This is a genomic window from Neorhizobium sp. USDA 3394 (assembly GCF_056280385.1).
Map to the genome: position 1 here is coordinate 612,810 of NZ_JBWCDU010000002.1, position 26,991 is coordinate 639,800.

Here is a 26,991-nt window from a genome sequence, read left to right on the forward strand (position 1 = left end):
AATATTCCTGCGTATATGCGTCTGATGCCAAAAGTCGAGATATTCCCACGGTTTTCTGAGCACCGGCAACAACCGTCGCCGGTGCTGATACTTTCCCCTTTCAGGCTGCTCGCTGTTTCGTGGAAGCCGTCGAGAGTGAAATTCCACTCGCTATGCAAACCTCTTCGATATGTCGGGCCGAAATTTTGATGAACTCTACTGCTTCGCTGTAGCCATAGAATTGGTTCTCATAGGTCGGGTATCCATACTGGCTGGCTTCATAGGCCTCCCAATCCGGGATCTCACCGGCGGCCACCCGCTTCTCGCACGCATCCACCGAGGCGAGATATGCCTTGAGTTCTTCCGCCGTCAGGTCGGGGTGCCCGGCGCGCCAGATCGGATCGTTGATCTCGATGCACTGGCGAGGATAGGTCCTGCGCGGCTTGTCCTCGACGGAAGCCGCGACCTCAAGGGAGAGGTTGAGATCAGGATTGGCCTTGGCGAGGATGGGGATGATCGTCGCAAAATCGACAATGCCCCGACCGACGGGACGGGTCTGGAAATCGAGGCCGCCCGCAGCACGGCCGACATAGGCGTCCTTGATATGGGTCTGGCGAACATAGGGGGCCACGCGTTTTGCGGCAAAGACCGGATGTTCTGCACGTTGCAGTCCGTTGGCGGTGTCAAAGACGACACCCATGCAATCCTCGCCCACCTTTTCGATCAGTCGAAGGATTTCGAAGGAGGTGATTTCGTCATGGGTCTCCATGTTGAGATGGACGCCATTGGCGCGCGCCACAGGGGCGAGCTTCAAGAGCACCTTTTCGATCGCCAGCAGTTGCTCGTCCCAGGTGACGTCGGTACGGAAGCGGTCATTGGCCAGTCGCCCGCGATACTCCGATTTGAAGTTTCCCGGCGACACCCAGAGCTCGCGGCAGCCGATGGCCGCACTCGCTTCGATCATGCGGGTGAAACCGAGGATAGTGTCGCCATCGCCGATTGCCCGGAACTCAGGGGCTTCGGCGCTGCAATAGGGATTGATCTTGCCAACACCGGCTTCGAGATAAAGCCCGAGCTCGTCTGCCTTGGCCCGTATATCGGCCAATTCTCCCTTGTCCAGCGTGGCGCTCATATCGAGGATTGTACTGAAGAAGATGCCACCGAGACCCAGTTCCTTGACGTGGTCGAGGCTTTTGATTGGCCCGCGCTTCCTGGCTTCTGGAAGTTTTTGTCCATCGATGCCTAGTCTCATGATCTGCTCCTTGATGTTTCCTGATCGGATGCGCTGCAATGGCGACCCTGGTTGGTTGGTGGATTGAGTGGGTGGTGTGTCAGGCAGGTCTGGGCGCGCCTTTCTGCGCACCGGCGCTGCGGCCCTTCGGGGCAAGGTGCTTTTCCAGAAAATGCTGACCGATCGATGCGATGGTGGTGATCAGCAGGTACCAGAGCGAGGCGACGCACAGCAGCTCGATCACAAGGAAGTTGCGCGCGTAGATAGCCTGTGCCTGGGTCAGCAAGTCCTGCATGCCGATGACCGAAACGATGGCGCTCGCCTTCAGCATGCCGATCGCCTGGTTGCCGGTTGGCGGTACGATAAGCCGGATCGCCTGGGGCAGGACGACGGTTCGAAGGACCTGGAGTGGGCGAAGGCCGAGTGAGGAGGCCGCCTCGCGCTGGCCTCGATCGACAGCCGTTAATCCGCCGCGAATGATCTCGCTCATATTGGCGGCTTCATGCAGACCGAGCGCGAGGAAGCCGGCAAGTGCGGGAGTGACTACTTCGTTGATCGATATGGAATAGCTGCCGACGCCCAGTTGCGGAATGAACAGCGCGATGTTGAACCAGAAGAAGATCTGGACGATGAGCGGCACGCCGCGGAACCACCAGACGAAGGCTATGGCGAAAGCCTTCAAGACGATATTCTGGGTGGTGGCCATGATAGCAACGATGCAGCCGAAGGCGATACCGAACACCATTGCACCGGCCGTCAGCTGCAAAGTCAGAACGACCCCGTCGAGGATAACAGGATCGACCATGTAACGGGGAATTTCGCCCCACTGAACGGTCTGGTTTCGTGCAATCGTGGTGACGAAGAAAACCAGCGCGAAAATCGCGCTGGTTCCGGTTGTGAGCTGCCCCCACCGGATCGGCTTGCCGACCGGAGGTGCGATGGCCATGCTGACGGGTTGAGCAAACAATGACATCGTCAGTTCACCGGCATGCTGGCGGCGTCGTTGAACTTGACGGTCGTCACGGCGAGGGGCCCGAGACCCCATTTCTCCATGATTGCCTTATAGGCGCCGCTGTCGACCATATGCTGCAACGAGGCGATGACCGCGTCGCGCAGTTCGGGATTGTCCTTCGACGTCAGCATGCCGAGATAACCGACGGCGAGGCGGACTTCCGGGATCGCCTGCAGGCCGACACCTTTGCCGGTCTGGTTTTCCGTCGTGTAGACGCTCGTCGCATAACCGTTGACGGTTGCGTCGGCGCGGCCGGTGCGCACAGCCTGCAGGACGTCAGGCATTTTCGGGATCGACATGATGTTCATCGGTGTCGCGCATTTTGCCGATGCGGCTTCCACCAGACGCGCCTGGAACGTGCCGACGGGCACGGCAACCTTCTTGCCGCAGAGGTCTTCCATGCTCTTGATGCCGAGCGGGTTGCCCTTGATGGTCATGATCGTCGTGGCGTCGAACATGTAGTCGATGACGTCGACCTGCTTTTCCAGCTCCACATCGTCGTTGATGCCGGAGATGGTCATGTCGAAACGCTTGGACAGGACGGCGGGCACGATCGCGGCGCCGGCGCCAACATTGGTCATCTGAACATCGATGCCGAGAATGACACCCAGTGCTGCGGCGATATCGGCGTCGATCCCGATCAGCTTTCCGTCCTCTGCCTGGAAGCTTATCGGCGGCGTCAGGTCTGTCGCCACTTTCAGTGTCTTCTTGTCCTTGATCGCAGGTGGCAGGCGGTCCGCCAGTGTCTGATCGAAGGCGACGCCCGCCAGTTTGGCGACGTCTGCATCCGGTACCATCTTAATGGCGGTCCCTTCTGCGGCGTATGCCGAAGTCGCGAGCAGTGCGAATGCGATGCCGGCCAGGCCGCCTTTGAGACTTTTCTTGAAGCTGCGCATGTGATCCCCTTGTCGATTTTTATGACCGTTAATTTACGAAAACTTCAATGCAATCGGTGTGCCACCTTGGGCGATGGCTTCTTAGTGTTTTGTTTTTAAATGCTTATTTTTCATAATAAAGGTTTTTCATCTATCCGTACAAATATGCGCACAAAGATCCGAAAACGTGATGATTAAAAAACCACCTCACGGATGCTTCCCAGACCGTGCGTTGGCGGTCGCTTGCCTAAGTCACTGCGTTGGCAGAGCATTTTTCTGATTATCCAAGCCGTATGGATAATGGTCTGCTGCGATTTCATTTGGGAAATTCCCGGAAAATCCCTATTTTTTGCCTCAAATAGTGCTTAATGCGTGAGCGGCGTCGGCGAAAGTTGCACATTTTTTAGTTACGGAACGATATTCGCACAAAGTTTACTGGAGATGTGCGAAACTATAGAGTTCAGAATTAAATACGCAAAAACATTGTGTTACCGCTATCGATCAGACGTAACCGGAGAACTGGCATGCAGATTGCTACTCTTCTGCCATGACCGAAACAGAAGCCAACATCATCGACCGACCTCATCTCTGCCTGGTGCCACCACGCGCCGAGCGCTTTGACGACATGGCGAAACCGAAGGGGATATTCATGGCAGAGGCCTTGAAGGCAGGCGAAGGCAAGCAGCTCAGCGTTCGGGGTCTGACTCACAGCTACGGTGGGCAGAACGCCATCAGCGACATTTCGTTCGAGGTCGAGGCTGGCGAGATCGTCGCCCTACTGGGGCCAAGCGGCTGCGGCAAGTCCACGGTCCTACGGGCGATCGCCGGGCTCATCCAACCAAGGAGCGGCGCTGTTCAGCTGGGCGGCCAGAATCTCGCCAACGTGTCCGCAAGGTCCCGTGGCATCGGCATGGTATTTCAGAACTACGCTCTGTTTCCGCACCTGACGGTAGCGGAAAACATCGCCTATCCGCTGGCCTGCCAGCATATGCCACGAGTTGAGCGAAGGGAACGGGTGGAGGAAATGCTCTCGCTCGTGCAGTTGAAGAGCTATGGCAACCGCCTGCCGCGCGAACTTTCAGGCGGCCAGCAGCAGCGCGTCGCGGTCGCCCGCGCCATTGCCGGCCGGCCCTCGCTTCTATTGCTCGACGAACCCTTCGGCGCGCTTGACCGGGCGCTTCGTTTCGATCTGCAGGTCGAGCTTCTGCATTTGCAGAAGACGCTCGGCATCACCACGCTGATCGTCACGCATGATCAGGAAGAGGCGCAAAGCCTTGCGGGGCGTCTGGTGCTGATGAATAAGGGCAATGTCGAGCAGATCGACACGCCTATGGCCGTCTATGATCGGCCGAAGACGCTGTTCGTCAATACCTTCATCGGCCAGGCCAATGTGCTGCATGGGACAGTGGAGCGGCTGGACGCAGAGGCAACGACCGTTGCGCTCCCGAATGGCAACACGGTTGTTCTGCCGCGCCGCCTGAACTTCACGGTCGGCTCCAAGGTCACCATCACCTTCCGTCCCGAAGATGTGCGGCTGTCCACCAACCCGAGTGACTTCGCATTGCCAGCCCGGCTGACAGTGTCTGTGCCACTGGGACCGACGCTCGTCCACGATCTTGTCCTGTCTGACGGGACGGGCCTGCGCGCGTCGCAGGTCCGTGGACCTTACACATTCATTCCCGAGCCGGGAGCCCAACTCTTTGCCGAGATCGACACCTTGAGGTGTCACGCCTTTCCGAGCGACCCGGAAACATCCCGTGAATGAACAACAACAGAGGTGAACAGATGCAAGAATTCAACATCACACGACGTCATTTCGGACTGCTCGCCGCCGGTGCGGCAGCCGCCGCCACGCTGCCCTTCGCTGCACGCGCCGCCGGAGCCACGGCCGTCGCCGCGACCTTCCCCGGCAATTGGGAGGATGCTTATCGCACCACGCTGACGCCGCTCGTCAAGGAAGCCGGGTTCGATCTTACGGTCGCGCCCGCCATGGCGCAGGATCAGCTCGCCAAGGTCATGGCGAGCCCCGGCAACCCGCCCTATGACACGCTGCTGATGTCGCCCGGCCAGATGGCCGTCGCCATCGAGAACGATCTGATCCAGAAGATCGATCCGTCGAAGCTGAAGAACTGGAGCCTGCTCGATCCGGCCTTCCAGGGCGAGTACGGCCCGACCGTGACCGTCGAAGTCAACGGGATCGCCTATAACCCGGACCTGGTACCCGCGCCTAAGGGCTACCGCGATCTGTTCGAAAATCCGGCCTACGAGGGCCTCGTTTCCTGGACGGGTTTTGCCTCCAACACCGGCGTCATGGCCTATTCCGAGATCGCCAAGATCTTCGGGACCGGTCCGACCGACATGGAGGCCGTGTTCAAGCTGTTCAAGGAGCATCCGGAGCAACTGAAAGGTGTCGTCGCCAGCACCAACCACCAGATGACGCTGTTCCAGCAGGGCGAAATCGCCGTCTTCATGTGCTCGACTGGCAATGTCGCGAAGCTGAAGGCATTGGGCCTCAAGGCCGAATTCGTCCAGCCCGAGACAGGCTCTCCGGCAGCTTCGGTCAACATCCACCTCACCAAGGGCGCAAAGAACCCGGATGCGGCTTATGCCTATATGGATGCCGCCATCTCCAAGGCCGCGCAGGACAAGCTGAAGATGCCGCCGACCGAGATGTTCCCGACCAACAGGCAAGTCGAATTGACGCCCGGCATCGAGGCCTATGTGAAGCGCGAACAGCTTGCGACGTTGGTCTATCCGGATTGGGCGGCGATCAACAAGAACCGTGCGGAATGGATCCGCCAGTTCGACGCTCTCGTCGCCGGTTGAGGGTATAAAATGAAAGCGAGCGGCTTCCCATACGTTCTCCCGATGCTTCTGCTGTCGGTGGCGTTCTTTGCGACGCCGCTCGCCGTTCTCGTGGGGTTCAGCTTCATCGGCCCCGACGGCCCGTCCCTTCACAACTACGCGCGCTTTCTGGGCGATGCGTTCAACTACCGCGTTTTGATGAACACAGCCAAGCTCGGCATGCAGACGATTGCTAGCACGACCCTGCTCGGTATTCCGATCGCGCTTCTCTACTGGCACAGCGGCAAAACCGCGCGACAGGTCATCATCTTCCTGACGCTCATCCCGATGCTGACCAGCAATGTGGTGCGCACCTTCGCCTGGATCGTCATCCTCGGGAGGCAGGGACCGATCAGCGAGACATTTGTGGCTCTCGGACTTGCAGAGCGCCCGTTCACGCTGATGTCCACCGAACTTGGCCTCGTATTGGCCATGTGCCAGATCGACCTGCCACTGATCATCCTGCCGTTGATCGCAATCCTGTCGCGTACGCCGGTGCAGTTCACGGAGGCCGCACAGGTCTCGGGCGCCGGACCGTGGCGGATCCTGGTAACGGTTCTCCTGCCGATGATGCTGCCGGGCCTGCTAGCGGGCTGGATCCTGGTCTTTGCCAGCACCAGCGCCTCCTTCGTCACCCAGGCAGTCATCGGCGGTGCCCGCAATGTCTATGTGCCGCAGCTCATCTATCGCGAGGTCGGTACGCTGTTCGACTGGCCAATGGCCTCTGCCATCGCGGTCGTCCTGCTTTTGTCGACCGGCATCCTTCTCGTCGCCATGACCACGATTTCCCGCCACAGGAGGCTTGTCGGCCTTGCATAGTCCTCGCGAAAATCCGTTTCCCGTCTTCCTCTACAGGGCTTTCATCTTCGGCTTCGGTGGTCTCAGCCTGATCTATCTGGTGGCGCCAATTGTCATCGCGATCACCATGTCGTTTACCGCGGGCCAGACGCTCAAATATCCGCCCGAGGGCTTTTCGCTCCGCTGGTACGAGGCGCTCCTCGATCCTGTCCGCTCCGGAACCGAACATATCGCGGCCGGCAATTCGCTGAAGATCGCAGTCCTCGCGGTACTCGGATCGCTCCTGTTTGCCGTGCCTGCCACGATCGGCATGGCGCGGATGCGGCGCAGCACGGTCAATTCGCTGGAGCCGTTTCTCTTGGCGCCGCTCGTCCTGCCTAGTCTTGTTTATGGTCTTGCAGCGTTGATCGTGGCGAATTTCATCGGCTTCCAGCCATCACTCTGGCTCACTGTGGTCGGCCATGTCGTCGTCTTCGGGCCGCTGATGTACCGGGCCGCATCGGTTGTCGCGCAGGGCATCAACCCGTCGCTGGCGGAGGCCTCCACCGTGATGGGCGCGACCTGGTACACGACGCTCCGCCGCGTGATCCTCCCGCTGCTGGCACCCGGCATCCTGGCCGGTGCCTTTCTCGTCTTCATCCAGTCGCTCGACAACGTCTCCGTCTCGCTCTTCCTTGCCGACGCTCAAACGACTGTGCTGCCGCTTCGCATGTTCGCGCTTATCGAAGAGTCGCTCGATGTCCGGGTGGCTGCGATGTCCGGCATCCTGATCGGGCTGACCCTGGTGGTGATGCTGGTTGCAAGGCGGGTGCTGGCGCCACCCAGGCAAGCCTGACCCATAGAAAAAACACTTCTGGAAGGAATACCCCATGAACATACATGCTACCAGGGCAGGCGCCTACCGCATCGGATCGCTGCTTGCCGATTTCCAGCCGAATTTCGATTTTGCGGCACCCTTGCCCTTGCCGGTCGAGGAATTCGAGGAGCGCCTGCGGCGCATCCGCCGCCAGGCCGTCGAGGCCGGGCATGACGCGCTGATCGTCCACACCGGCGGCGTCGGCTGGTTCCACACATCGAACCACTACCTTCGCTACATCTGCGACTGGATGCGTGAGGGCGTGCTGATCATTCCGACGGATGTCGACACGCCGCTGACGCTTTTGTCCTTCTTCACCCAGTCCGTGCTTCTGCCGCCGGGCGGCGAGCCCGTGCTGGTCGAAGATATCTGGCAGATCGGCCCGATCGGCCGCGAATATGCCGACCGTCCAGGTGATAGCGTGGTCAAGACGGCGGAGAAATGCGCCGAACTGCTGGCCGGCATGGGACTGTCGAAGGCACAGATCGGCCGCATCGGTGATCGTACTTCGCTGACCTTCTGGTCTGGTCTGGATGAGTTGATGCCCAAGTGCAAGTTCGTGGCTGACAACGCCATTCTCGACCGGATGCAGAAAGTGCGCTCGCCCCGGGAGATCGAGATGTTCCGGGCCGCCGCGCAACTCGTCAGCATTGCCACTCAGGCGGCCTATCACGTGGCGAAACCCGGCGTGACCGATCATGTAATCTATGCCGCCTTCACACAGGCGCAGCTTTCTTTCGGTGGCGAGACGGGTGACGGCTACCAGATCGGCATCAACGAGTTTGGCACCCATTGCGGCAAGCCATACGGCCACGTCGTCCGTCCCGGTGATCTGATCAATCTTTACGTCTCCAACATAACCTACCGCGGCTACACCGCCCAGACCGCCCGCATGATCGCGGTTGGTAACATCACCAAACGGCAGGAAGAGGTGCTTGCCGCCTGCACCGAGGGCGTCAAACGTGCTGAAAAGCTGATCCGGCCGGGGGCTCTGATGCGCGACGTTAACAACGCCGCCTTCGAGGCGATGATCGAGCGCGGCATGCTATCTTCGCCGGAAGCGCGCACCATGCCCTATAACTGGGCGCCGATGGACGATGGCAGCGCGCGGCTTATCCCGCGGCAGTATGTCAAAAATATCGACTGGGAGGCGCAGGGCCGCACGCTGATGCATGTCTACCCGGCCACCCACGGGCCGCATAACCCCAATCTCGGTCATTCCGTCGGCATGGCGGGCGGGCAGAACAGCTTCAACATCTCCTCCCATAATTACGACCGGATGGAGGAGGGCATGGTGTTCGTGCTGCATACGCAGTGGCTCGAACCACTGTCTGCCGGCTGCAATGTCGGCGACATGTATGTCGTCACAAAGGATGGGTTCGAGAACCTGTCCCGCCATACCCCGCTTGAAACCCACCGCATTGCAGTCGAGGCCTGACATGACCGAGCACACCCATTTCGATTTCGCCAAGCTCAACGAGCGCGAGCGTTACAAGCTACTCATTGGAACCGTGATCCCGCGCCCGATCGCGTTGGTGACGACCGTGAGTACTGATGGCCTGCCGAATGCCGGGCCCTTCAGCTTCTTCAACGTCCTGACCCATGATCCGGCAATCGTCGCGATCGGGGTCGAGAACTATTCCGACATGCGATTCAAGGATACCGCCCGCAATATACGCGAGACTGGCGAGTTCACCGTGCACATCTGCGACAATGCGCTGGTCGAACAGATGGAAGTTTGCGCCATCAAGTTTGGCCCCGAGATCGACGAGATGGAGGAAGCAGGCCTTGCGACCGTGCCCGGCCAGATGGTGCGCAGTCCACGCATTCTTGCTGCACCGGCAGCACTAGAGTGCCGTCGCCACACGACGCTGCAGGTCGGCCCGGCGCGAGAAATCATTCTGGGGGAGGTACTCGGCGTCTATGTCCGCAGCGACACGGTGAACCCATCGAACCTGCATATCGACCAGCACCTGATGGACGCGGTCGGCCGCATGGGAGGACACACTTATACCCGCACCCGCGATCAGTTCGACATCAAGACGCTGACGCCACAGGAATGGGAAAGCCGGAAGGACAAGTCAAAGGCAGCTGCCGAATGACCAGTGGGGGATATTTCTCGCAGGTCGGCGGCTTGCCGCCGCAGACGCAGACGCTTTCCAGCAAGGCGTTATTCACCAGCGCCTATGCCGTGATCCCGAAGACAGTGATGAGCGACATCGTCACCAGTGTTCTGCCGCATTGGGAAAAGACTCGTGCATGGATCCTCTCGCGGCCGCTCAGCGGTTTCGCCGAGACATTCGCGCAACACCTCATGGAGGTCGCTCCCCGCGGGGGTAGCGTGATGCCGGAACCGAATCCGCGTGCGCAGGCCGCGATCTTCGTTGTCGAGGGTGAAGGTACGATCACCTACGAGGCCAGGGTCGGCCGTTGCGTTCAGGTTCCTTTGCCTATCTTCCAACTGGTGCCAAGTGGACGTTCAGAAACGACAGTTCCGCGCCGATCCGCTTCCACTGGGTGCGCAAGGTGTTCAAGGCCGTGGAAGGCCTGGACCCGCCGCCGACGGTATTTACCCTCGAGGACGAGTGCGTGCTCGACTGGATGCCTGACACGGAAGAGACGTGGGGCACGACCCGTTTCTTTGATCCGAACGACGTGCGTCACGACTTTCATCTTAACATCGTCACTTCGAACCGGGTGCCAGCATCCCCTTCATGGAGACCCACATCATGGAGCACGGGCTCTACGTGGTGGAAGGCAAAGCCGTCCATCGACTGAACAGCGACTGGGTAGAGGTTGATGCAGGCGACCACATGTGGCTGCGCGCCTATTGCCCGCAGGCCTGCTATGCCGGTGGCCCGGGCCGCTTTCGCTACCTGCTCTACAAGGACGTCAACCGGCATCCTGATCTGTGAAAGCGTTGAGAGACAGTTAGTTAGCCTAACTGTTGCTTCAGGTCGTAAGTTCGTATCCGTTCAAGGCGTGCTGTTTGATTGTGATTCTATACTATATTTGCGAAAATGGTATAACAATATTGCTCGAGTTGCCGCCCGCTATTGAAGGAGCAAGGTGGTACTTGTGTCCATCGAGACTGAGCAACCGGGTTTGCTCACGAACCGGATCTATACTAGATTTTCGATGGATTGATCTCATGGTCGCGGAGCTGCAGCCACGGGCATTTGACGACGATTGGGCGGAAGACTCAATGGAATTCGAAGCGGGTAGACGTCAGCCGACCCTCAAGACCGGTTTGACCGCCGCGCCGCTCTGCTGGGCATGGAAGGCATCGTTGATGTCCTCGAAATTGAAGAACTGGATCAGCCGGTCAAACGGGAAATGTCCGCGTTTGTAGAGGTCGATCAGGAACGGGATGAACAGTTTCGGATTGCTGTTGCCTTCGACAATGCCGCGCACCTTCTTGCCGAGCAGCATGCTGCGTACCGGGATCGGCAGTTCCGAACCATCGCTTGGCGCGGTCACAAAACCGCAGACGCCGCGCGGTGCCAGCACGTCGATCGCCTGGCGCATGACTGAGGCCACAGCCGTCGTATCAAGTGACTGGTCGACACCGTCGCCGGTCAGCCGCATGATGTCCACAATGGCATCAGTTTCGGTTGCGAGGATCGCGTGGTCGGCTCCGAGTTCGAGGGCCAGATCGAGACGTGCCTTGATGCGATCGACGGCGATCACCGTCTTCGCCCCAGCATAGCGGGCCGCCATGATGGCGCTGAGCCCAAGGCTGCCGGCGCCGAAGACCGCAAAGCGATCGCCCGGGCCGACTTTCAAATCGTTGAGTGCCGCGCCCGCGCCGGTCTGGATGCCGCAGCCGAGCGGGCCGAGGATTTCAAGCGGCAAGTCGTGTGGTACCTTGATGACATTGCGCTCGCTGCCGATCGCATAGGTCGCGAAGGACGACTGGCCGAAGAAGTCTCCGTGAACATCCTCGCCGTTGTCGCAGAGATAGCTCCTGCCGGCATCCGGTCTCGCGCAGCTGAAATTCAGCGGATATTGCTGGTAGCAATAGGCCGGTTCGGCTTCACGGCAGCTTCGGCAGGTGCCGCAATAGGCGAATGTCATCACCACATGGTCGCCGGCGTTGAGTTCCGACACCGCCGAACCGACCGCCTCGACGATCCCGGCTCCCTCATGTCCGAGGACCACCGGACGGGCTTTCACTAGGATATTGGAACCGGCGCACTTCAGATCCGTATGGCAGACGCCGGCCGCGACGATCTTCACCAGAACCTCATGCGGTCCCGGTCCTGCCAGTTCCAGCGGGCGAATGGTGATGGCGTTGTCCTTGCCAACGACGGCGGCTCTGATCTGCATGTTTCCTCCAGACATTTTTCGCGACCATCTGCTGCGTCGGCAGGAATAGTCGCCTCTCTTATTCGTTAATATAAAATGCTATTTGACGAAAATACAATATATGGATACCTTATATTTGGCGCGAAGGGAGGAGACTTTCGCGTCATGATCGTCCGGCATCGCTTGCAGGCCGGGCCTGGTTTGGGAGGAAAATCAATGAGACGCTTGGTGGCCTGCGCCTTGGCGCTGGTGGTTTCCGCATGCCTGACGACTGGCGGCGCATTCGCCGCTGACGACAACTATCCGAGCCGGCAGGTGACGATCATCACCGGCTTTGCCGCCGGCAGCGGCGCCGATATTTATTCACGTTATTTCGCAAAGCAGATCGAGGACGCGACCAAACAGACGGTCGTGGTGGAGAACAAGCCCGGCGGTTTCGGCAGCATTGCGGCGGTTGCCGCTGCGCGTGCGACGCCCGACGGCTATACGCTGTTCATCGGCGGCGCCGATACCTTCAGCGCCACGCCCTATGTCTTCAAGCAGTCGCCCTTCGATCCTCGCAAGGATTTCATTTATGTCGCGCCGATCTTCGGCCAGGGCTTCACCATGCTCGTCAGCGCCAAGTCGCCTTACAAGTCGCTTGCCGACCTGACCGCGGCTATGAAGCAGAAGGGGGCGAAGTCTTCCTACGCAACCTCAAACAACGTCTCGACCATTCTGGCCGAGGTTTACAAGCAGAGCGCCGGGCTGGAAACCGTCCAGGTCCGCTACAAGGCGACCGCCGATGTCCTGAACGACCTCGAAAGCGGTTCAATTGACTTCATCGTGTCGGACCCGGTCTTCGGACTGGCCCGCGCTCGAGACGGCAGCGGCAGGCTGCTGGCGATCAGCACGGCAAAGCCGATCTCCAGCATGGTAGACGTAAAACCATTCAAGGAACAGGGCGTCGATGTGGATCTGAACATCTGGTGGCTGGTCGCAGCGCCCGCAAAGACGCCGCAGCCGGTCGTTGACAAGCTGAACGCGCTTCTCACCAAGATCGCCAAATCCGACGGGACCCGCGAGTTCGTCGGCAAGAATGGCGGCGAACCGCTGACGGCCGATTCTTCCCTTGCGACCTACAAGATGGTCGAGCGCGAGATCAACGACTGGGCGCGTTACGTGAAGGTCGGCAATATCGAGCCGCAATGATGCTTTCCGACAAGGGCCGGCGAATCGCCGGCCCTTGTCGTATCATGCGAATTGCCGAAGGTCGGCTTTCAACAGATCGGCGGCCTTTTCGCCGATCATCAGCGTCGTGGCGTTGATATTGCCGCTGATGTGATCCGGAAATACCGAGGCGTCGGCCACCCACAGGCCATCGAAGCCGCGTACCTTCAAGTCCGGCGTGACGACCGCATTCTCGTCCGTTCCCATGCGGCAGGTGCTGATCGGGTGCATGTAGCTGCGGGAGTTGGCGCGCACGAAATCCCTGTCCGCCTGTTCACACGCCTCGTTGGAAGGGTAAAGCGATCGATCGACGATATGCTTGCCGAACGGTTCTTCATCGACCAGCGAACGCATGATCTTCAATCCGCGCACCAGCGTTTCCAGATCGTTCTCGTTCTCGAACAGCCGGTAATGGATCTCGACCGGATCGGCGGGGTTTGCCGACCGAATCGTCACATGGCTGCGGCTCCTGGGATAGTTCATGTTGAGGCCGACCGAGATCAGCGATTTCGGTTTCAGAACGGCCCTGCCGGTCGTCGGCGCGAATTCGCTGGCATAGGGGAAGAACGTCACCTGAAGATCAGGCGTCGCGACGCTTGCGTCTGAGCGAAAGAAGCCAACCGCTTCGGCCGAAGCCGCACCGACCGGCCCGCGTCCACCCAAAAGCCATTGGGCAAGATGATAGGGCGCCCGCAGGCCGCGCGACTGATTGTTGGCGGTCGGCGTATCGACCTCCATGATCATCCGGAAGCCGGTATGGTCGAGCATGTCCTGCCCAACGCGGGGCAGGTTTTGGCGCACGCCGATACCGTAATGTTGCAGTCGTTCCGCGGGGCCAAGGCCGGATAGCATCAGAAGTTGCGGGCTGTTGAACGTCCCGAGCGAGACGACGACACCGCGCCGCGCCTTGAGCTGCAGCAACCTGTCGCCCCGCCTTGCGATCAGTCCATCCGCGCGATTGCCTTCAAAAGTCAGTTGCTCGGCCCGGCATCCGGCAAATATCTGCAGGTTCGATCGGCTCAGATTGGGCGCGACATAACCGTCATAGGCCGATACGCGAACGCCGCGGCGGATCGTGCCCTGCACATAACCGATGCCCTCCTGCGTTTCGCCATTATAATCTGGGTTGAAGGGAATGCCGTGCCGTCCGGCCGCGGCAATGAAAGGGTCCGTCAGGGGATGGCGATAGGTTGGTAACGTCACATCCTGCGGGCCTAACCCGCCGCGCAAACTGTTGTCTGCAAGATCGGACGTTTCCAGACGCCGGAACAGCGGCAGGACGCTCTGCCAGTCCCAGCCTCGATTGCCCATCGCCGACCAGCGGTCGAAATCCACCGGCGCGCCGCGTGCGAAGATCAGGCCGTTGATCGCCGAGGAGCCGCCGAGCACCTTGCCGCGGGCGATCTGGTCGACGCGGCCGTTGCGGGTCGGGTCCGGCTCGGTCTTGAAGCGATAATCGTAGCGCGGATGGCCGAGCGTATTCAGCACGGCCGCCGGCACCTTTGTCAGGCGCAGGTTATCCTTCGTACCCGCATCGACGAGCGCGACCTTCAGCCCGCTAAGCTCGCTCAGCCGCCCGGCGACGACGCAGCCGGCACTGCCGGCACCGACGACGACGATGTCGAATTCATGCGTCTCATTGGCCATGCTCCTCTCCTACCTCGGATGCCCAGAAGGCATAGGCCTTGGTGTGGTCGCCATGGCCGCCGATCGCATCGCGCGCCTCGACCATGCGGTCGTGCACGGCATGGATCAGTGTTGCCTTCACCGCCTTGGCATCGGCGAGGTCGGCGGCGATCTTGATATCCTTGGTGAAGAGGTCGAGCGCGAAATTACGGCTCTCGTTGCCGGCGATGATGCGGCGAATGGAGGTTTCGGTCGCGAAGCTCCGGGCCGTCGAAACGTTGAAGACGTCCACCATCATGGCAGGGTCGAGGCCGTATTGGCGGCCGATGATCAGCGCCTCGCAGGCGCCAACATAGGCTGCGGCGGAGACATAGTTGTTCATCGATTTCATCACATGGCCGGAGCCGAGCTTGCCGAGCCGGAATATCTTGTTGCCGAGATGCGAGAGAACCGCCGCGGCGCGTTCGACCGCCTCTTCGCTGTCGCCGCCCATCATGAAGACCAGATTGGCGTCGCGTGCGCCCATCCAGCCGCCGGACACCGGCGCGTCGATCAGCAGCACGCCCTGACGGGCAAGATCGGCGCCCAGTTCGCGGGTGCTGTCCGGCGGCGATGAGGTTGTATCGATGACGAGACTGCCGGGTTTGAGCCCGGCGAGAAGGCTCTTTTCACCACCTTTGTTCAGCGCTGCACGCACGACTGCACCTGTCGGCACCATGGTAAGGATGACCGATGCCGGCGCGAGATCGGCCGGGGTTTCCGGGACGACCGTCCCATATTCACGGGCAAAGAGCGTGCGCTTTTCGGGATCTATATCGTAGGCCAGAACCTCGTATCCGGCCTTCACCAGATGCGCCGCCATGTGCGAGCCCATATTGCCGAGCCCGATAAATCCTATAATGCGATCCGTCACGTTTTCCTCCCGTCGTGATGATCTCTTATCTACCTTAAATTTTACGATGATGGATTGCGTTTGTCTATCATGAATACTAAGGTTGCCTGATACTCGCAGAGGAGCACTCCTGGAGTGGCGAGAAGGAGGAAGCATGAGCGTCAACGTTTCGATGGCGGCGATCCCTGCTGCCGTGAACGAATTCATTCGTGGGCCCCACAAATTGCTGATTGACGGCAAGTGGGTGGCGGCAGGATCGAACAAGACCTTTTCAACCCAAAATCCGGCCGATGGCAGCCTGCTCGCCGAAATCGCATCAGCGGATGCGGCCGATGTCGATCTCGCCGTCAATGCCGCCCGCCGCGCCTTCGACGACGGCCCGTGGTCGAACATGACGCCGGCGGCCCGCGCCAAGCTTATGTGGCGATTGGCAGACGCGCTGGAAGCGCATGCCGAGGAATTCGCCTTCATCGAAACGCTCGACAACGGCAAGCCGCTGAACGATTCGAAGGTAGTCGACTTGCCGCATTCGATTGAAGTGCTGCGTTATTTCGCCGGCTGGTGTACCAAGTTGAACGGCGAGTCCATCTCGATCTCCAATCCCGGCACCTGGCATGCCTATACGATGCGCGAACCGGTCGGCGTCGTCGGATCGATCACGCCGTGGAACGCGCCGCTGATGATGGCGGTATCCAAGATTGCTCCGGCGCTCGCTGCCGGATGTACTGTGGTGCTGAAGCCGGCCGAGCAGACGCCGCTGACCACGCTGCGGCTCGGCCAGCTCATCCTCGATGTCGGTTTCCCCGAAGGCGTGGTCAACATCCTGACCGGCTTCGGCGAGAATGCTGGTGCGGCGATGACCGCGCATCCGGGCATCGACAAAGTGACATTCACCGGCTCGACGGATGTCGGCCGCATCATCATCCGGGCTGCTGCCAACGACTTCAAGCGCGTCACGCTGGAACTCGGTGGCAAGACCCCGGTCATCGTCTTCCCCGGATGCCGATATCGACCGGGCGATCGAGGGCGCGGCCCGCTCTATCTTTTCCAATGCCGGCCAGATCTGCAATGCCGGCTCCAGGCTTTATGCCCATCGCGACGTTTTCGAGAAACTGCTGGCCGGTGTTGCGCAACGGGCGAGCGAATTCAGGGTTGGCCCCGGTCTGGCGGCTTCGACACAGATGGGACCGGTCGTGTCGCAGGAGCAGCTCGACCGGATTTCCGGCTTTATCGCTTCGGGCCAAAACCAGGGCGCGGAGCTTCGCGTCGGCGGCGGCCGCATCGGCAGCGAAGGCTATTTCATCCAGCCCACGGTACTGACCGGAACGCGACCGGACATGGATGTCGTGCAGCAGGAGATATTCGGACCGGTGCTCTGCGCCATGTCCTATGAGGAGGCCGATCTCGATCGCATCGCCCGCGAGGCCAATGCGACGAGTTACGGCCTCGGCGCGGTGCTGTGGACGCAGAACCTTTCGACGGCGCACAAGATGGCGAAGAAGCTAAAGGCCGGCACGGTTCGGGTCAATGGCGGCGGTCTCGATCCGGCTCTGCCTTTCGGGGGCTTCAAGCAGTCAGGCTGGGGCCGGGAACTCGGCCGCGAAGGTATCGAGGCCTATACCGAGCTGAAATCGGTGGCGATGGCGCTCTGAGCCTTTGGGTTTCGTGCATCGGGGGCATGACGCCCCCGCTCTCAAGGATCGGTATGGCGGAGGAGGCCGTGCTGGTGAACTGCAATAACCTGCAGTCGGTGTGTCATGCCGGTCTCTTCCGGCCGGCAAAAGGGAGGAGAGGACACGATGTTTCGCAGAACTTTCATGGCGCTGACGCTCGCCGCGGCAATGCCACTTGGCGTCCAGGCGCAGGACTATCCGAGCAAGGACATTCGCATCATCTGCACCTTCCCGGCGGGAAGCGGCGCGGACATTCTCGTCCGCTTCATGACGGAGAAGATCAAGGCGCAGGTTCCGGGCGCCACGATCATCGTTGAAAACAAGCCGGGCGCAGCCGGCAGTATCGGAACGCAATATGTGGCGCGTTCGGCGGCGGATGGTCATACCATCCTCATGGATGCCGGCACGACGATCGCCTCGATTATGTCGCGCTTCAAGCAGCCGCCGATCGACGTCGCCAAGGACCTGCAGATGGTCGCGACGATCAACCGGCAGGCCTTCATGATCGTGGTCGATGCAAAGAGCGATATCAAGACCCTCGAACAGCTGACGGAGAGACTGAAGGCGGAAGGCGACAAGGCGTCGTATGCCGCTGCGGCCAATTCCGGCATGGTGCTGGGCGAACTCTACAAACAGGCGGCCAAGCTGGAAACCGTTCAGGTGAAATACGAGTCGGCGCCCGCGTCGCTGAATGATCTCCTGTCCGGCCGGCTTCTTTTCGGCACGCTGGACCCGGTCTTCTCCCTGGCGCAGCAGCGCGAAGGGCGGCTCCGCGTGCTCGCGGTTGCGAGCGGCGAGCGGCTCGCCTCGATACCGGACATTCCGACGCTGAAGGAAAAGGGACTGCCGATCGACGTGACCACCTGGTTCTCGGCGGCGGTTCCGGCAGCTACGCCGAAACCGGTCGTGGACAAGATCAACGGCTGGTTCAATACGGCGCTCAAACAGCCGGACACGATCAAGTTCCTCAACGATTCCGGCGGCGACCCCTGGGCGAATTCGCCCGCAACCACCCAGCAGATGCTGATCAAGGCGATCGACGACTGGCGCGAGTTCATCCGTATCGCTAACATCCCGCCAGCCGGTTGACGGGCGGCATTCGGGCTTCCGCCATTCCAGCGGAAGCCTGTCTCCCCAGAAGGCATGAAGAAAAGCATGACTGCCACATACGACTATATCATCGTCGGTGCGGGCTCGGCTGGCTGCGTGCTTGCCAACCGGCTGACTGAAGACGGAACGACGCGAGTGCTGCTACTCGAAGCGGGGAGGCGTGCCCGACATCCGTGGCTGCAGATGCCGATCGCCTTCTATATGATGTCGTTCAACAAGCGTTACACATGGCAGTTCGACACAGAGCCGGAGCCGGGCTTGAACGGCCGCCGCATCCTGCTGCGCCGTGGCCGGGCGCTGGGCGGAACATCGATGATCAACGGGATGATCTTCGCCCGTGGCAATCCCCGTGATTATGACACATGGCGACAGCTTGGCCTTGAAGGCTGGAGCTATCAGGACGTCCTGCCCTATTTCCGGAAGCTGGAAAACAGCTGGCGCGGCGAGGGTGAGTTTCACGGCGGAAGCGGCCCGATCAAGGTCTCCCAGACCCGGCATCCGCAGATGCTCTACGACGCCTTGAGGGACGGTGCCGCTACGTTCGGTCTTCCCGATCGCGACGACTATAACGGTGCCGATACCGAAGGCGTCAGCAAGATAGAACTCGCCGTCGGTGATGGCGTGCGACAGAGCACCGTTCGGTCTTACCTTGACCCCGCACTCCCGCGGCCCAATCTGACGGTCGAGACCGGTGCCGTTTTGCGCCGCGTGGTGATCGAGAAAGGCCACGCCCGAGGTGTCGAATACAGGCAGGACGGCCAGTTGCGGGCGGCAGTTGCGGAGAGCGAAGTCATCCTGTCGGCAGGGCCCTACAAGTCACCGCAGATGCTGATGCTGTCCGGCGTCGGGCCTGCAGATCATCTGCGCGAGTTCGGGATAGATGTCGTGCACGACCTGCCGGGTGTCGGGCAGAACCTGTCGGAACATCCCAATATGCTGGTGATCTTCAAGGCGAAGAACAAGGGCACGTTCCTGGAACAGCTTCGGCTGGATCGCGCGGTCGTTTCCGGCGCCCGCTGGCACCTGTTCCGCAGAGGCCCGTTCACGAATAACGGGGCTGCCGCGGTGATCTTTGCCAGGACCGAACCGCATCTCGACCGGCCGGACGTGCAGCTCGTCTGCTCCTCAGTCGCAAATGATGCGAAGTTATGGTTCCCCGGCCTGACGCCGCCCGCCATCCATTCCTTCACCGCCCGTGTCGGGACGCTGTATCCGCGCTCGCGTGGATGGGTGAAGCTCGGCTCGGCAGACCCGGACGCCTCTCCGCGCATCCAGTTCAATCTCTTCACTGAGCGCTCCGACATGGACGACATGATCAAGGCGATCCGGCTGACGCGGGAAATCTACAATTCCGGCCGGCAGAAGGACCTGATCGAAGACGAAATTTTCCCCGGCGGGGACGTAAAGACCGATGCCGACCTGGAGGCGGTCATCCGCAAGACGGCGCTGGTCCGGCAGCACGCATTGGGCACATGCGCCATGGGCGTGACATCAGGTGCCGTCGTCGATCCGGAACTCAAGGTTCACGGCATCGAAGGCCTGCGTGTCATTGATGCTTCCATCATGCCGGAAGAGCCGGGCGGCAATACCAATATCCCGACGATCATGATTGCGGAAAAAGCGTCCGACATGATCCGCGGGCGCGGTGCTGCCACACCGGTTGCGTAACAAGTGCAAAACGACACCACATTCTGCACAACCGGAGCTGGGACAGGAATACCAATTCTTCGCATTCGACCTTGCCTGGCACAGCAAATCGCTGCCGCCTGAGGGCTTTGAAACTGAAGATCATCTTCTCAGCACCGAAATCTATCTGGAAATCGTGCTCGCCGTCGTTTCGGCGCTTGCGGTTACGCGCCCGATCCTCGCCGGATGTTCGATGGGAGGCCGGATAGCCCTCCAACTTGATCCCCTTCATCCAGACAGGTTCTCAGGTTTCGTGGCGATAGAGGCGTCGGATTTCCGGCCCGCGTGGTATGATATAGACTGGTTTCATCGTCCGAACGCCCACGGTGGCGAATGGGCGCCGCTCTCGTCTCGGCCAATATTTCGCCGCATGCTCCCAGTGTCGAACGGTGGAACACCCAGTGGATGTTCATGCAGTCCGGACCGGGCGTCTTCCGGGGTGACCTCGCATTTTATACTCAGGACAGGAGCCCGGTCGATCGGCTATCTCTCATCGACACGCAGGCGACACCCGTTCACATCCTGGTCGGGGCCACGACCTCACCTGCACCCCCGATGACGCACGCCGGACGGCTCACGGGATTGCCGGGGCAACGCTGACCGTTATGGATGAGATCGGTCATTTCCCCATGTCAGAGCATCCAGCGGCTTTCTGGCCCTATTTTCTCGAAGCGCTGAGGATGGTGACCCACTAGCGATAGTTGGAGTCTAGGATCGCAACGCCGTCTGTAGTTTCCTAGATAGGCGTTATCACTCACCTTCGATTTATCAAACGCTTAACTCATCTGCGTAAGGCGCCGACGGTGCGGATCCCATCAAGGCGGAGACGACCGGGAATGTAGACGCCGGTGGAGCCTGTCCCGCATCGGCCCGTATGATGAGGATAAGCAATACGTCCGGACGCTATGCTGCCTCCGACACCTGGTTGGGTATCCGCGCGGCCGCCTGTGGGCGGTTGCGATCACGCGGATATGCATCAATCTTCGTCCTCCGTCGCTGACCGAGGTACATTGAGGGTTTTAGGTGTTCCTCTCGATATCCGCGTTAGCGGTTCTTCCAGACGGGTTTGCGCTTTTCGGCAAAGGCACGCGGCCCCTCGATAAAGTCCTCGGTGCCGGTCAGGGTGGAATTTATCGGGTAGACGGTCCTGATGGCCTCCTCCAGTGTCGGCTTGTCCATCGAGGCATACACGGCCTCCTTGGCGGCACGCACGGCAATGGGCGCCTGTTCCAGAATCTTGTCGGCCCAGGAGAGGGCCGCATCCAGCGCCTTTGACGTCGGGACCACCTCGTTGACGAAGCCGAGCCTGCGTCCCTCTTCCGCCGTGACCCTTCGTCCGGCCACGATAACTCCCAAGGCTTCCTTTTGCGGAATGATGCGCGGCAGCCGCTGGACGCCGCCACCTGAGGCAATCATGGCCACCTTGCCTTCCGCAGGCCGAAGTAGGCGTTCTCCGTCGCGATAATCAGGTCGCAGGCCAGCGCCACTTCGAACCCGCCGCCCCGCGCCAGGCCGTTGACGGCCGCGATTACCGGTTTTGCAAGATCGAAACGCATGGCAAGCCCACCGAAACCAGTATGCGGTCGCGGGCCCCGCTTGCCGGCAGCCTGGGCCTTCAGGTCATTTCCGGCCGAAAAAGCCCGGTCGCCCGCACCCGTTATGATGCCAACCCACAGATCATCATTCTCGGCGAAATCATTCCAAACAGCCTCCAGGTCGTGGCTCGCCAGGCGGGCGCCATCCAGACATTACGATGCCGAGACAATTATTTCCATGGACTTCCATTAAGTACATTGCAAGAAGGGTCAGTACAAAACGAGCGCCCATCTAAGGAATTAAGATGAATTTCAATGGTATTCGCCTAAGTGTTGTTGCAATCACTGTCAGTTCAGCGTGGAATGGATTGATGACCACTGCTGCCCATGCGGCAGAGTTCTCTTTCACAGCTACCAATACAACCAAAACCGCCATCACCAAGGTAGTGGTGTCTGAAAACAAAAAAGACTGGGGCTATTTTGACGTTGGCAGCGGCATCAAGCCAGGAAAGACTGCAAACCTCGTCTGGGACCAGACCACAAATAGCGAAAGCTGCGTACAATGGGTCAAGGCGACCTACGCAGACGGCAGCGAATCTGAACCGGCCAAGTTCGATTTCTGCGAAGACGGGCTTGAGATCGAATTCTGAGCAGATTTCCGCCAAGCTGACCATGAGCCTGGCAGGCTACCGTCGGTCACGTCGATGGACGGTGCCGTGCTCGTGACGGCTGCTTTCGCCCCCGACCGGTCATTCGGCAAAAGAGAACGGCCACCCCTAAATTTCGAGGTGGCCATTTTTTTGCTTCAGCAAATCTTGCGTTGATTGACCAGTCTGCTGCGGTAAGTCGTGAAAGCCTTGCCATCAAACAGGCCGTAAGACTTCCAAAGCGTATCGATGAATTCCCCTTGCCAGACGCGTACCAAAACTATTCCATCATCCATTTCTTGGACTATGGACACAGTGAAGTAGCCGCCCATGCCGGAATCCACATCATAGACCTCAACACCCTCATCGGGCGTGGCCTCAGTGGCTCGCATTGTGTGCTCCAAATGCTCGATAGAAATTCGGACATGGCGCACAAGCGAAAGAGTGAACTCGCGCTTATGCGCTTAGAGTTCGACCTGCCTCATGGGATATTCCTTCCCTGTTAAACCGTACAATCCGGCAAACGGTTGATGACATTATATATAATGCCGGTCAACGCGAATGTCAGGTTCTGGCGCATCAGAGCCTGGCGGATGGCCATCCTCAAATCTCGATCTCTGTCAGGGCAGCGGACAGCGAGCTACCTTTTCGCCATTCAATGGCATTCCAGCCACAGGCTCGTGCGGCTACAACATTTGCAGGCGTGTCATCAACTAGAAGTAATTGGTCTGACTGCAGACCTGCAAGGGCCGCCACCTGTTCAAAGAAGGCTCGATCGGGTTTGCGGCTTCCCAAGGCTGCCGAATAGTACATGCCGTCACAATGGCGGCCCAACCCGAGCACTTCAATCAGGTACGCTGCCCGGACGTGCTCCTGGTTGGTTGCCAGATAGACTTTCTTTCCAGCCTCCCGCTGCTGATGAAGCTCTTCAAGCAGCTCGATGTTCAGTCGTGCATCGTTCTCAAACCCCAATGAAATCATCGTAGGAGAGATTGGGAGCCAGCTTTGCTAGAGCCGGCTTCAGGTGATCAACCAACGGAGACCTCCCAAGAACGATCTCGTTCCAGTGAGGAAGGAAAAACTCCCGTTGAAGGTCTACGACTGACAAGCCCAAGTCATCCTCAAGGGCAGATGTCCAAGGTCTGCCGTCGGAAGGGCGGCCGCAAACCAAAACGCCGTCCACATCGATCATCAACGCGGCGTAATCAGCATTCTTGCCGACCATATCGTCTCCTCGTGGGTCTGATTGCCTCGAGAATCGGGTTTAGAGGATACGTAGCTTCTGACCAGACACAAATCCGCCTTTGGCGCGCAGCATACGTCATTCCACGCCCAACAAGACACCAAGCCTCTCGGTGACCGGCCGAAGGGGTCGACCACGCCAAGATCGAGGCGCCCTAAGCTATTGCCTTGCGAGCTCGGTCGATGGTCACCTTGCTGACGCCATGCTCGCCCCCGCGTTCAGGCCAGCGGGACAAAGCCTCACGCGTCCGATCAATCGCGTCGGCGATCGTCTGCTTGTTCAGTTTGGCAGCCTCGCCGAGCTTCAAGAGATGTTGGGCAGCGGGATTCCGGCCCTCCCCCATGACCATGGTGCTCTGTTCTCCGCGCGGGCCATGGGAGAATGTCAGGTCATAGGCCGGGGACAAAGTCCATTGGCCCGTTTCGTCCATCAGGAACGAGAAGTTCTTGCTGTGGTCGTCGCGGTTGTGGGCCAACACGTTGAAAACGGCCAGGCGAAACATCTTTTCGATTTCCCGGATGTCCTTGGTGAGGAAGCCGGTCAGGGCAATCAGGTCCTCATAGTCTAAGGCCGGGACGCGGAAATCCGAATGCAGCACACCGCAGGCGGTATGCATGTGCAGCCGCTTCTCCCCGTTCCGGTCAAACCGTTTGGTCGCGAAATAACCCGCACCTTTCTGGGCCGGGAAAAGGTGGACATCGGGCATCTCTACACCGGCTTCTTGCGCCATCAGGGCATAAACATATTCGACCGCTCCGGCGTCGCTTCCATCCTGTGAATTGGCGAACTTCACCAGCCAATGCTCATGCCCCTCCGGCAACGCGGTCACCCCATGCGCGATATGCCGACGAGTGGCATCCAAGCCGATCATCGCCTTGGGACGCGCCCCGGCCGAGGAGCCGTTCAAAAGCAGCAATTCTTTCAGGACATCCTCCGATGCCCCATCCAGCACGTCCTGGGCCTGCCTGGCGAGCTCATCCAGGTTGAGTACGTTGTCGGCATCCTCGACGCTGTAGTCTGGTTCGTAGACCAGGGCGCCCATACCGCTGCGGCCGACATGCGCCAGCCGGTCCAAGGGTGTCAGCGTCTCCGGTGCGATCCCCTGGGATCGCGTGAAGCGGTCGAACAAAAGGCGGCCCCAGCCGTCGGGAAGACTGTCACTGAACACACCCGGCAGGCCCTCGAACAGCGCGCCGTCGAATGTCGTAAGTCCGGGTTTCAGCGGCAAACGGAGCGGGGAAATCTCCATGCCCTTGCGAATGAAAGCGGCGTCGTATTCAAAATAAACGCGGCGCTCGCGGGTGGCGAGCCGCCCGATGGGTATGGTTTCGCCACCAAAATCTAGGCCGACCTTGATTTCCGTAGCGGACAGATAGTTCTTCACGAGCGACGGCCCCGCTTGCGGATGACCTTATTACTGTCGGCCTTGAGGACGTCATCGATTGAGGCAAAAGGTGTTTCGCGCGGCGCTACAGCCTGCACCACCTCTTCCATCCCGCCGACCACCATGAGAAGTTTCAAAAAGGCTTCGAGCGAGATCACGCCCTTCTGCTCGAACTTGCGCAGGCTCGGCAGCGGCACGCCGGAACGCTTGGAAAGCCCCTCCTGCGTTAGCTCCATGGCCAGCCGCCGGCTACGGACATGATCCGCGAGCTTCTGCTGGGCAAAAGATGGCGTGATAAATAATATCATGGTGTTAGAAATGCCTGCTTAGCGGTGCTTTTTTACCACTATAATATCAATAACTGCCGTTGCAAGCTGTGTTTCGGCGTGGAATATTGGGTCTGACTCAGTTTTGATGCCACGATCGTGTGTGACTTGGAGCGTCGGCGGACGATCCGTCTCCTGCCCGACCGTGAGCCAGCGACGGCTTTTTGACGGCCTCCTTCTCGGCGTCCGAAGCCGAAACGGAATTTTTTCGCAATGAAATCAAACGCGTAGTATATGGTTCGATTCCCATCAAGGCGAACACAAAAGCAACCGGCGACCCCCACCGATTAAGCGGCAGACCTTACGGGGGAAAATGCGAAGCTCGGCTACCAAGTTCTGCGATCCTCCTACAAAAGACCCTCCTGCCAAGCCTGATACACAGTCCTTATGCTAGGGCGAAATCCCAGGCTGCGAGCCAGAGACGTGTCAACATGCAGGTACCATGGATTTGCAAGAGGCTCGGAACTTGAATCCACCCGGGACCCCACCATGCCCGCCAGTTCGTAGATTGAGGACGGCGCCTCGTCGGCTAAGTTTACCACGCGCCGATCGAAGACACCCTCCAGCGCAAGCGTGACTGCCTGCGCGATGTCACGATGGTGAATCGTGCTAATGCGTTGCGCCGGATGCCAGGTGCTGACGTGCTTGGGAAGAGATTCGAGATGTCCATCACCATCTCCATAGACGAAGGGGAAGCGAAGGATGGACCAGTTCAACCCGCTTTCGCGCAGTTCCTTTTCCGCGGCAACCTTGCTTGCGGGATAGGCGTGCTGCTGATCGACCGGGTCGTCTTCCCTTCCCGGATGCGGATTGTCCTTGTTGTAGACATGGCTGGTGCTCGACATGATGAATCGTGCGTCGGGAGCATGGGTCTTCACGGCGGCAATCAGGTTGCGTGTCCCGTTGAGGTTGCTCTTCCAGATGAGATTGGTGTCCTGCGTGCGAAAGACGGCGGCGAGGTGCACGATAGCGGAAACTCCTTCGACGGCGTTCGTCAGGGTTGAAGGGTCGAGAATGTCGCCCGTCACGGCTTTTATTCCGCCGGGGCCGCCCTTGCCCGCCCGGAGCAGGATGCGGCAGGCGAAGCCGGCCTCCATCAGCCGCGGCAATAGTCGCTCGCCGACGAGCCCGGAGGCTCCGGTGATCAATACGGTCATTTGCTCAATCCTTTCGCAACAAGTTCTGCAGTCGTTCGGTCGCTGATTTGAGGACGCGGATGGTCGTGGCGAGATCGGCCTCGTCGATCCCGCCGAACGCAGCCTCGTGAATGAAAGAAAGATCAGGAAGCCTGCGCCACAGCGCCTCGCCGGCAGTTGTCAACGCGAGCACACGTTGACGCTGATCGTCTCCGTTCGCCGTCTGCGCGATCAGATCCTTTCGGACCAGCGTGGTGATGATTCCGCTCAAGGTCGCGCGTTCGAGTTCGAGTGCGCGGCCCAGGTCGCGCTGGAGGGACGGCCCGTGGTTGGCGAGATACCAGAGAACGTACCATTGGGTGGAACCCAGATCGAAAGGCCGCAGACGCTCGTCCATAACGGCCCGACCCGCGAAGTAACACCGCTTCGTCCATGCACCCACGGAAGGAATTTTGGTGTCGGCCTGATCGCGCATAGAAAAGCCCCTGCAATTCGTTCGCTACCATACGATAATCGCAAGGTAGCGAACGAATGTCAAGGCTCGCTGCGATAGGGTCCGGGTTAGGTTATCTCGGACCGCCAGAAGATAACATACGTCTTCACCGAAGGTGATGCGATAGC

The 26,991-nt window shown here is 59.7% G+C and carries 25 protein-coding genes and 3 pseudogenes; 14 read left to right on the forward strand and 14 right to left on the reverse strand.

All coding sequences use genetic code 11. The annotated features are described in order from the left end of the window. Positions 1–100: 100 nt before the first annotated feature. The 3 genes from ACZ9EJ_RS24465 to ACZ9EJ_RS24475 all read right to left on the reverse strand — a co-directional run bounded on the left by ACZ9EJ_RS24465 (position 101) and on the right by ACZ9EJ_RS24475 (position 3,118). Positions 101–1,231, reverse strand: coding sequence for a sugar phosphate isomerase/epimerase family protein (locus ACZ9EJ_RS24465; RefSeq protein WP_046635622.1), 1,131 nt, complete (start codon positions 1,229–1,231; stop codon positions 101–103). A gap of 79 nt (positions 1,232–1,310) precedes the next feature. Next, on the reverse strand, positions 1,311–2,183 hold the full coding sequence (locus ACZ9EJ_RS24470; RefSeq protein ID WP_046635624.1) for an amino acid ABC transporter permease: 873 nt from the start codon (positions 2,181–2,183) through the stop codon (positions 1,311–1,313). Positions 2,184–2,185: 2 nt separating this feature from the next. Then, positions 2,186–3,118 carry an ABC transporter substrate-binding protein gene (locus ACZ9EJ_RS24475; RefSeq protein ID WP_046635625.1) on the reverse strand — a complete coding sequence of 311 codons (933 nt, stop codon included), beginning with the start codon at positions 3,116–3,118 and terminating at the stop codon, positions 2,186–2,188. A 628-nt stretch (positions 3,119–3,746) separates the two neighbouring features. Between ACZ9EJ_RS24475 and ACZ9EJ_RS24480 the strand changes: the two genes are divergently transcribed. From ACZ9EJ_RS24480 to ACZ9EJ_RS24510, 7 genes and pseudogenes are all read left to right on the forward strand, one after another. After that, a complete protein-coding gene (locus ACZ9EJ_RS24480) occupies positions 3,747–4,862 on the forward strand; it encodes an ABC transporter ATP-binding protein (protein WP_370649761.1) in 1,116 nt (371 codons plus the stop codon). Between the two features lie 20 nt (positions 4,863–4,882). Further along, positions 4,883–5,923 carry an extracellular solute-binding protein gene (locus ACZ9EJ_RS24485; RefSeq protein WP_046642036.1) on the forward strand — a complete coding sequence of 347 codons (1,041 nt, stop codon included), beginning with the start codon at positions 4,883–4,885 and terminating at the stop codon, positions 5,921–5,923. Between the two features lie 9 nt (positions 5,924–5,932). Continuing rightward, the gene (locus ACZ9EJ_RS24490; RefSeq protein ID WP_046642000.1) at positions 5,933–6,760 is read left to right on the forward strand and encodes an ABC transporter permease; all 828 of its coding nucleotides are present in this window, start codon (positions 5,933–5,935) and stop codon (positions 6,758–6,760) included. Continuing rightward, the gene (locus tag ACZ9EJ_RS24495) at positions 6,753–7,574 is read left to right on the forward strand and encodes an ABC transporter permease (protein WP_046635632.1); all 822 of its coding nucleotides are present in this window, start codon (positions 6,753–6,755) and stop codon (positions 7,572–7,574) included. The genes ACZ9EJ_RS24490 and ACZ9EJ_RS24495 overlap by 8 nt, the downstream gene beginning before the upstream one ends. Before the next feature lie 34 nt (positions 7,575–7,608). Next, entirely contained in the window at positions 7,609–9,033 is a 1,425-nt protein-coding gene (locus ACZ9EJ_RS24500; protein WP_007773262.1) for a Xaa-Pro peptidase family protein, read from the forward strand. Between the two features lies 1 nt (position 9,034). Continuing rightward, positions 9,035–9,697, forward strand: coding sequence for a flavin reductase family protein (locus tag ACZ9EJ_RS24505; protein ID WP_046635634.1), 663 nt, complete (start codon positions 9,035–9,037; stop codon positions 9,695–9,697). Continuing rightward, positions 9,694–10,510 (forward strand): annotated as a pseudogene (locus ACZ9EJ_RS24510) (bifunctional allantoicase/(S)-ureidoglycine aminohydrolase). Before ACZ9EJ_RS24505 ends, ACZ9EJ_RS24510 begins: the two are co-directional and overlap by 4 nt. Positions 10,511–10,823: 313 nt before the next feature. On the opposite strand, the gene ACZ9EJ_RS24515 reads toward ACZ9EJ_RS24510, so the two are convergent. Beyond that, positions 10,824–11,924 carry an NAD(P)-dependent alcohol dehydrogenase gene (locus tag ACZ9EJ_RS24515; RefSeq protein WP_046642001.1) on the reverse strand — a complete coding sequence of 367 codons (1,101 nt, stop codon included), beginning with the start codon at positions 11,922–11,924 and terminating at the stop codon, positions 10,824–10,826. Between the two features lie 195 nt (positions 11,925–12,119). Here ACZ9EJ_RS24515 and ACZ9EJ_RS24520 point away from each other — a divergent pair, with 195 nt between their 5' ends. Continuing rightward, complete coding sequence (locus tag ACZ9EJ_RS24520) at positions 12,120–13,094, forward strand: Bug family tripartite tricarboxylate transporter substrate binding protein (protein WP_255743367.1); 975 nt, start codon at positions 12,120–12,122, stop codon at positions 13,092–13,094. Between the two features lie 42 nt (positions 13,095–13,136). Here the strand turns inward: ACZ9EJ_RS24520 and ACZ9EJ_RS24525 are convergent, their stop codons facing one another. After that, entirely contained in the window at positions 13,137–14,759 is a 1,623-nt protein-coding gene (locus tag ACZ9EJ_RS24525) for a GMC family oxidoreductase (RefSeq protein ID WP_046642002.1), read from the reverse strand. Then, positions 14,749–15,837 (reverse strand): NAD(P)-dependent oxidoreductase, encoded by a 1,089-nt coding sequence (locus ACZ9EJ_RS24530; protein WP_370649758.1) that lies wholly within the window; start codon positions 15,835–15,837, stop codon positions 14,749–14,751. The genes ACZ9EJ_RS24525 and ACZ9EJ_RS24530 overlap by 11 nt, the downstream gene beginning before the upstream one ends. On the opposite strand from ACZ9EJ_RS24530, the pseudogene ACZ9EJ_RS24535 reads away from it, so the two are divergent. The 5 genes and pseudogenes from ACZ9EJ_RS24535 to ACZ9EJ_RS24555 all read left to right on the forward strand — a co-directional run. Further along, positions 15,803–16,564, forward strand: a pseudogene (locus ACZ9EJ_RS24535) (aldehyde dehydrogenase family protein); the annotation flags it as partial. The gene ACZ9EJ_RS24530 and the pseudogene ACZ9EJ_RS24535 sit on opposite strands and share 35 nt — an antisense overlap. Beyond that, entirely contained in the window at positions 16,536–17,282 is a 747-nt protein-coding gene (locus ACZ9EJ_RS24540) for an aldehyde dehydrogenase family protein (protein ID WP_476100007.1), read from the forward strand. The pseudogene ACZ9EJ_RS24535 and the gene ACZ9EJ_RS24540, both read left to right, overlap by 29 nt. Positions 17,283–17,429: 147 nt before the next feature. Next, entirely contained in the window at positions 17,430–18,392 is a 963-nt protein-coding gene (locus ACZ9EJ_RS24545) for a Bug family tripartite tricarboxylate transporter substrate binding protein (protein ID WP_046642004.1), read from the forward strand. Positions 18,393–18,458: 66 nt separating this feature from the next. After that, positions 18,459–20,081, forward strand: a complete 1,623-nt coding sequence (locus tag ACZ9EJ_RS24550) for a GMC family oxidoreductase (protein WP_052764701.1) — start codon at positions 18,459–18,461, stop codon at positions 20,079–20,081. Beyond that, positions 20,059–20,658: an alpha/beta fold hydrolase gene (locus ACZ9EJ_RS24555; protein WP_255743366.1), complete on the forward strand. Its 600-nt coding sequence runs from the start codon at positions 20,059–20,061 to the stop codon at positions 20,656–20,658. The genes ACZ9EJ_RS24550 and ACZ9EJ_RS24555 overlap by 23 nt, the downstream gene beginning before the upstream one ends. A gap of 485 nt (positions 20,659–21,143) precedes the next feature. Here ACZ9EJ_RS24555 and ACZ9EJ_RS24560 read toward each other — a convergent pair. Beyond that, a pseudogene (locus ACZ9EJ_RS24560) lies at positions 21,144–21,844 on the reverse strand (enoyl-CoA hydratase-related protein). 95 nt (positions 21,845–21,939) lie between these two features. Here ACZ9EJ_RS24560 and ACZ9EJ_RS24565 point away from each other — a divergent pair. After that, positions 21,940–22,284, forward strand: a complete 345-nt coding sequence (locus ACZ9EJ_RS24565) for a hypothetical protein (protein WP_255743365.1) — start codon at positions 21,940–21,942, stop codon at positions 22,282–22,284. A gap of 155 nt (positions 22,285–22,439) precedes the next feature. Here ACZ9EJ_RS24565 and ACZ9EJ_RS24570 read toward each other — a convergent pair whose 3' ends face one another. The 7 genes from ACZ9EJ_RS24570 to ACZ9EJ_RS24600 all read right to left on the reverse strand — a co-directional run bounded on the left by ACZ9EJ_RS24570 (position 22,440) and on the right by ACZ9EJ_RS24600 (position 26,845). Continuing rightward, complete coding sequence (locus ACZ9EJ_RS24570) at positions 22,440–22,673, reverse strand: hypothetical protein (protein WP_046642007.1); 234 nt, start codon at positions 22,671–22,673, stop codon at positions 22,440–22,442. Positions 22,674–22,884: 211 nt separating this feature from the next. Further along, the gene (locus tag ACZ9EJ_RS24575; RefSeq protein ID WP_255743364.1) at positions 22,885–23,253 is read right to left on the reverse strand and encodes an HAD-IA family hydrolase; all 369 of its coding nucleotides are present in this window, start codon (positions 23,251–23,253) and stop codon (positions 22,885–22,887) included. Then, positions 23,243–23,506, reverse strand: coding sequence for a hypothetical protein (locus tag ACZ9EJ_RS24580; RefSeq protein WP_255743363.1), 264 nt, complete (start codon positions 23,504–23,506; stop codon positions 23,243–23,245). The genes ACZ9EJ_RS24575 and ACZ9EJ_RS24580 overlap by 11 nt, the downstream gene beginning before the upstream one ends. A 172-nt stretch (positions 23,507–23,678) precedes the next feature. After that, a complete protein-coding gene (locus tag ACZ9EJ_RS24585; protein ID WP_255743362.1) occupies positions 23,679–24,908 on the reverse strand; it encodes a type II toxin-antitoxin system HipA family toxin in 1,230 nt (409 codons plus the stop codon). Further along, positions 24,905–25,216 carry a helix-turn-helix domain-containing protein gene (locus ACZ9EJ_RS24590; protein ID WP_046642008.1) on the reverse strand — a complete coding sequence of 104 codons (312 nt, stop codon included), beginning with the start codon at positions 25,214–25,216 and terminating at the stop codon, positions 24,905–24,907. Before ACZ9EJ_RS24590 ends, ACZ9EJ_RS24585 begins: the two co-directional genes overlap by 4 nt. A 365-nt stretch (positions 25,217–25,581) precedes the next feature. Next, positions 25,582–26,391, reverse strand: coding sequence for an NAD-dependent epimerase/dehydratase family protein (locus tag ACZ9EJ_RS24595; protein ID WP_046642009.1), 810 nt, complete (start codon positions 26,389–26,391; stop codon positions 25,582–25,584). 4 nt (positions 26,392–26,395) lie between these two features. Beyond that, on the reverse strand, positions 26,396–26,845 hold the full coding sequence (locus ACZ9EJ_RS24600; protein ID WP_046642010.1) for a MarR family winged helix-turn-helix transcriptional regulator: 450 nt from the start codon (positions 26,843–26,845) through the stop codon (positions 26,396–26,398). Positions 26,846–26,991: the final 146 nt, after the last annotated feature.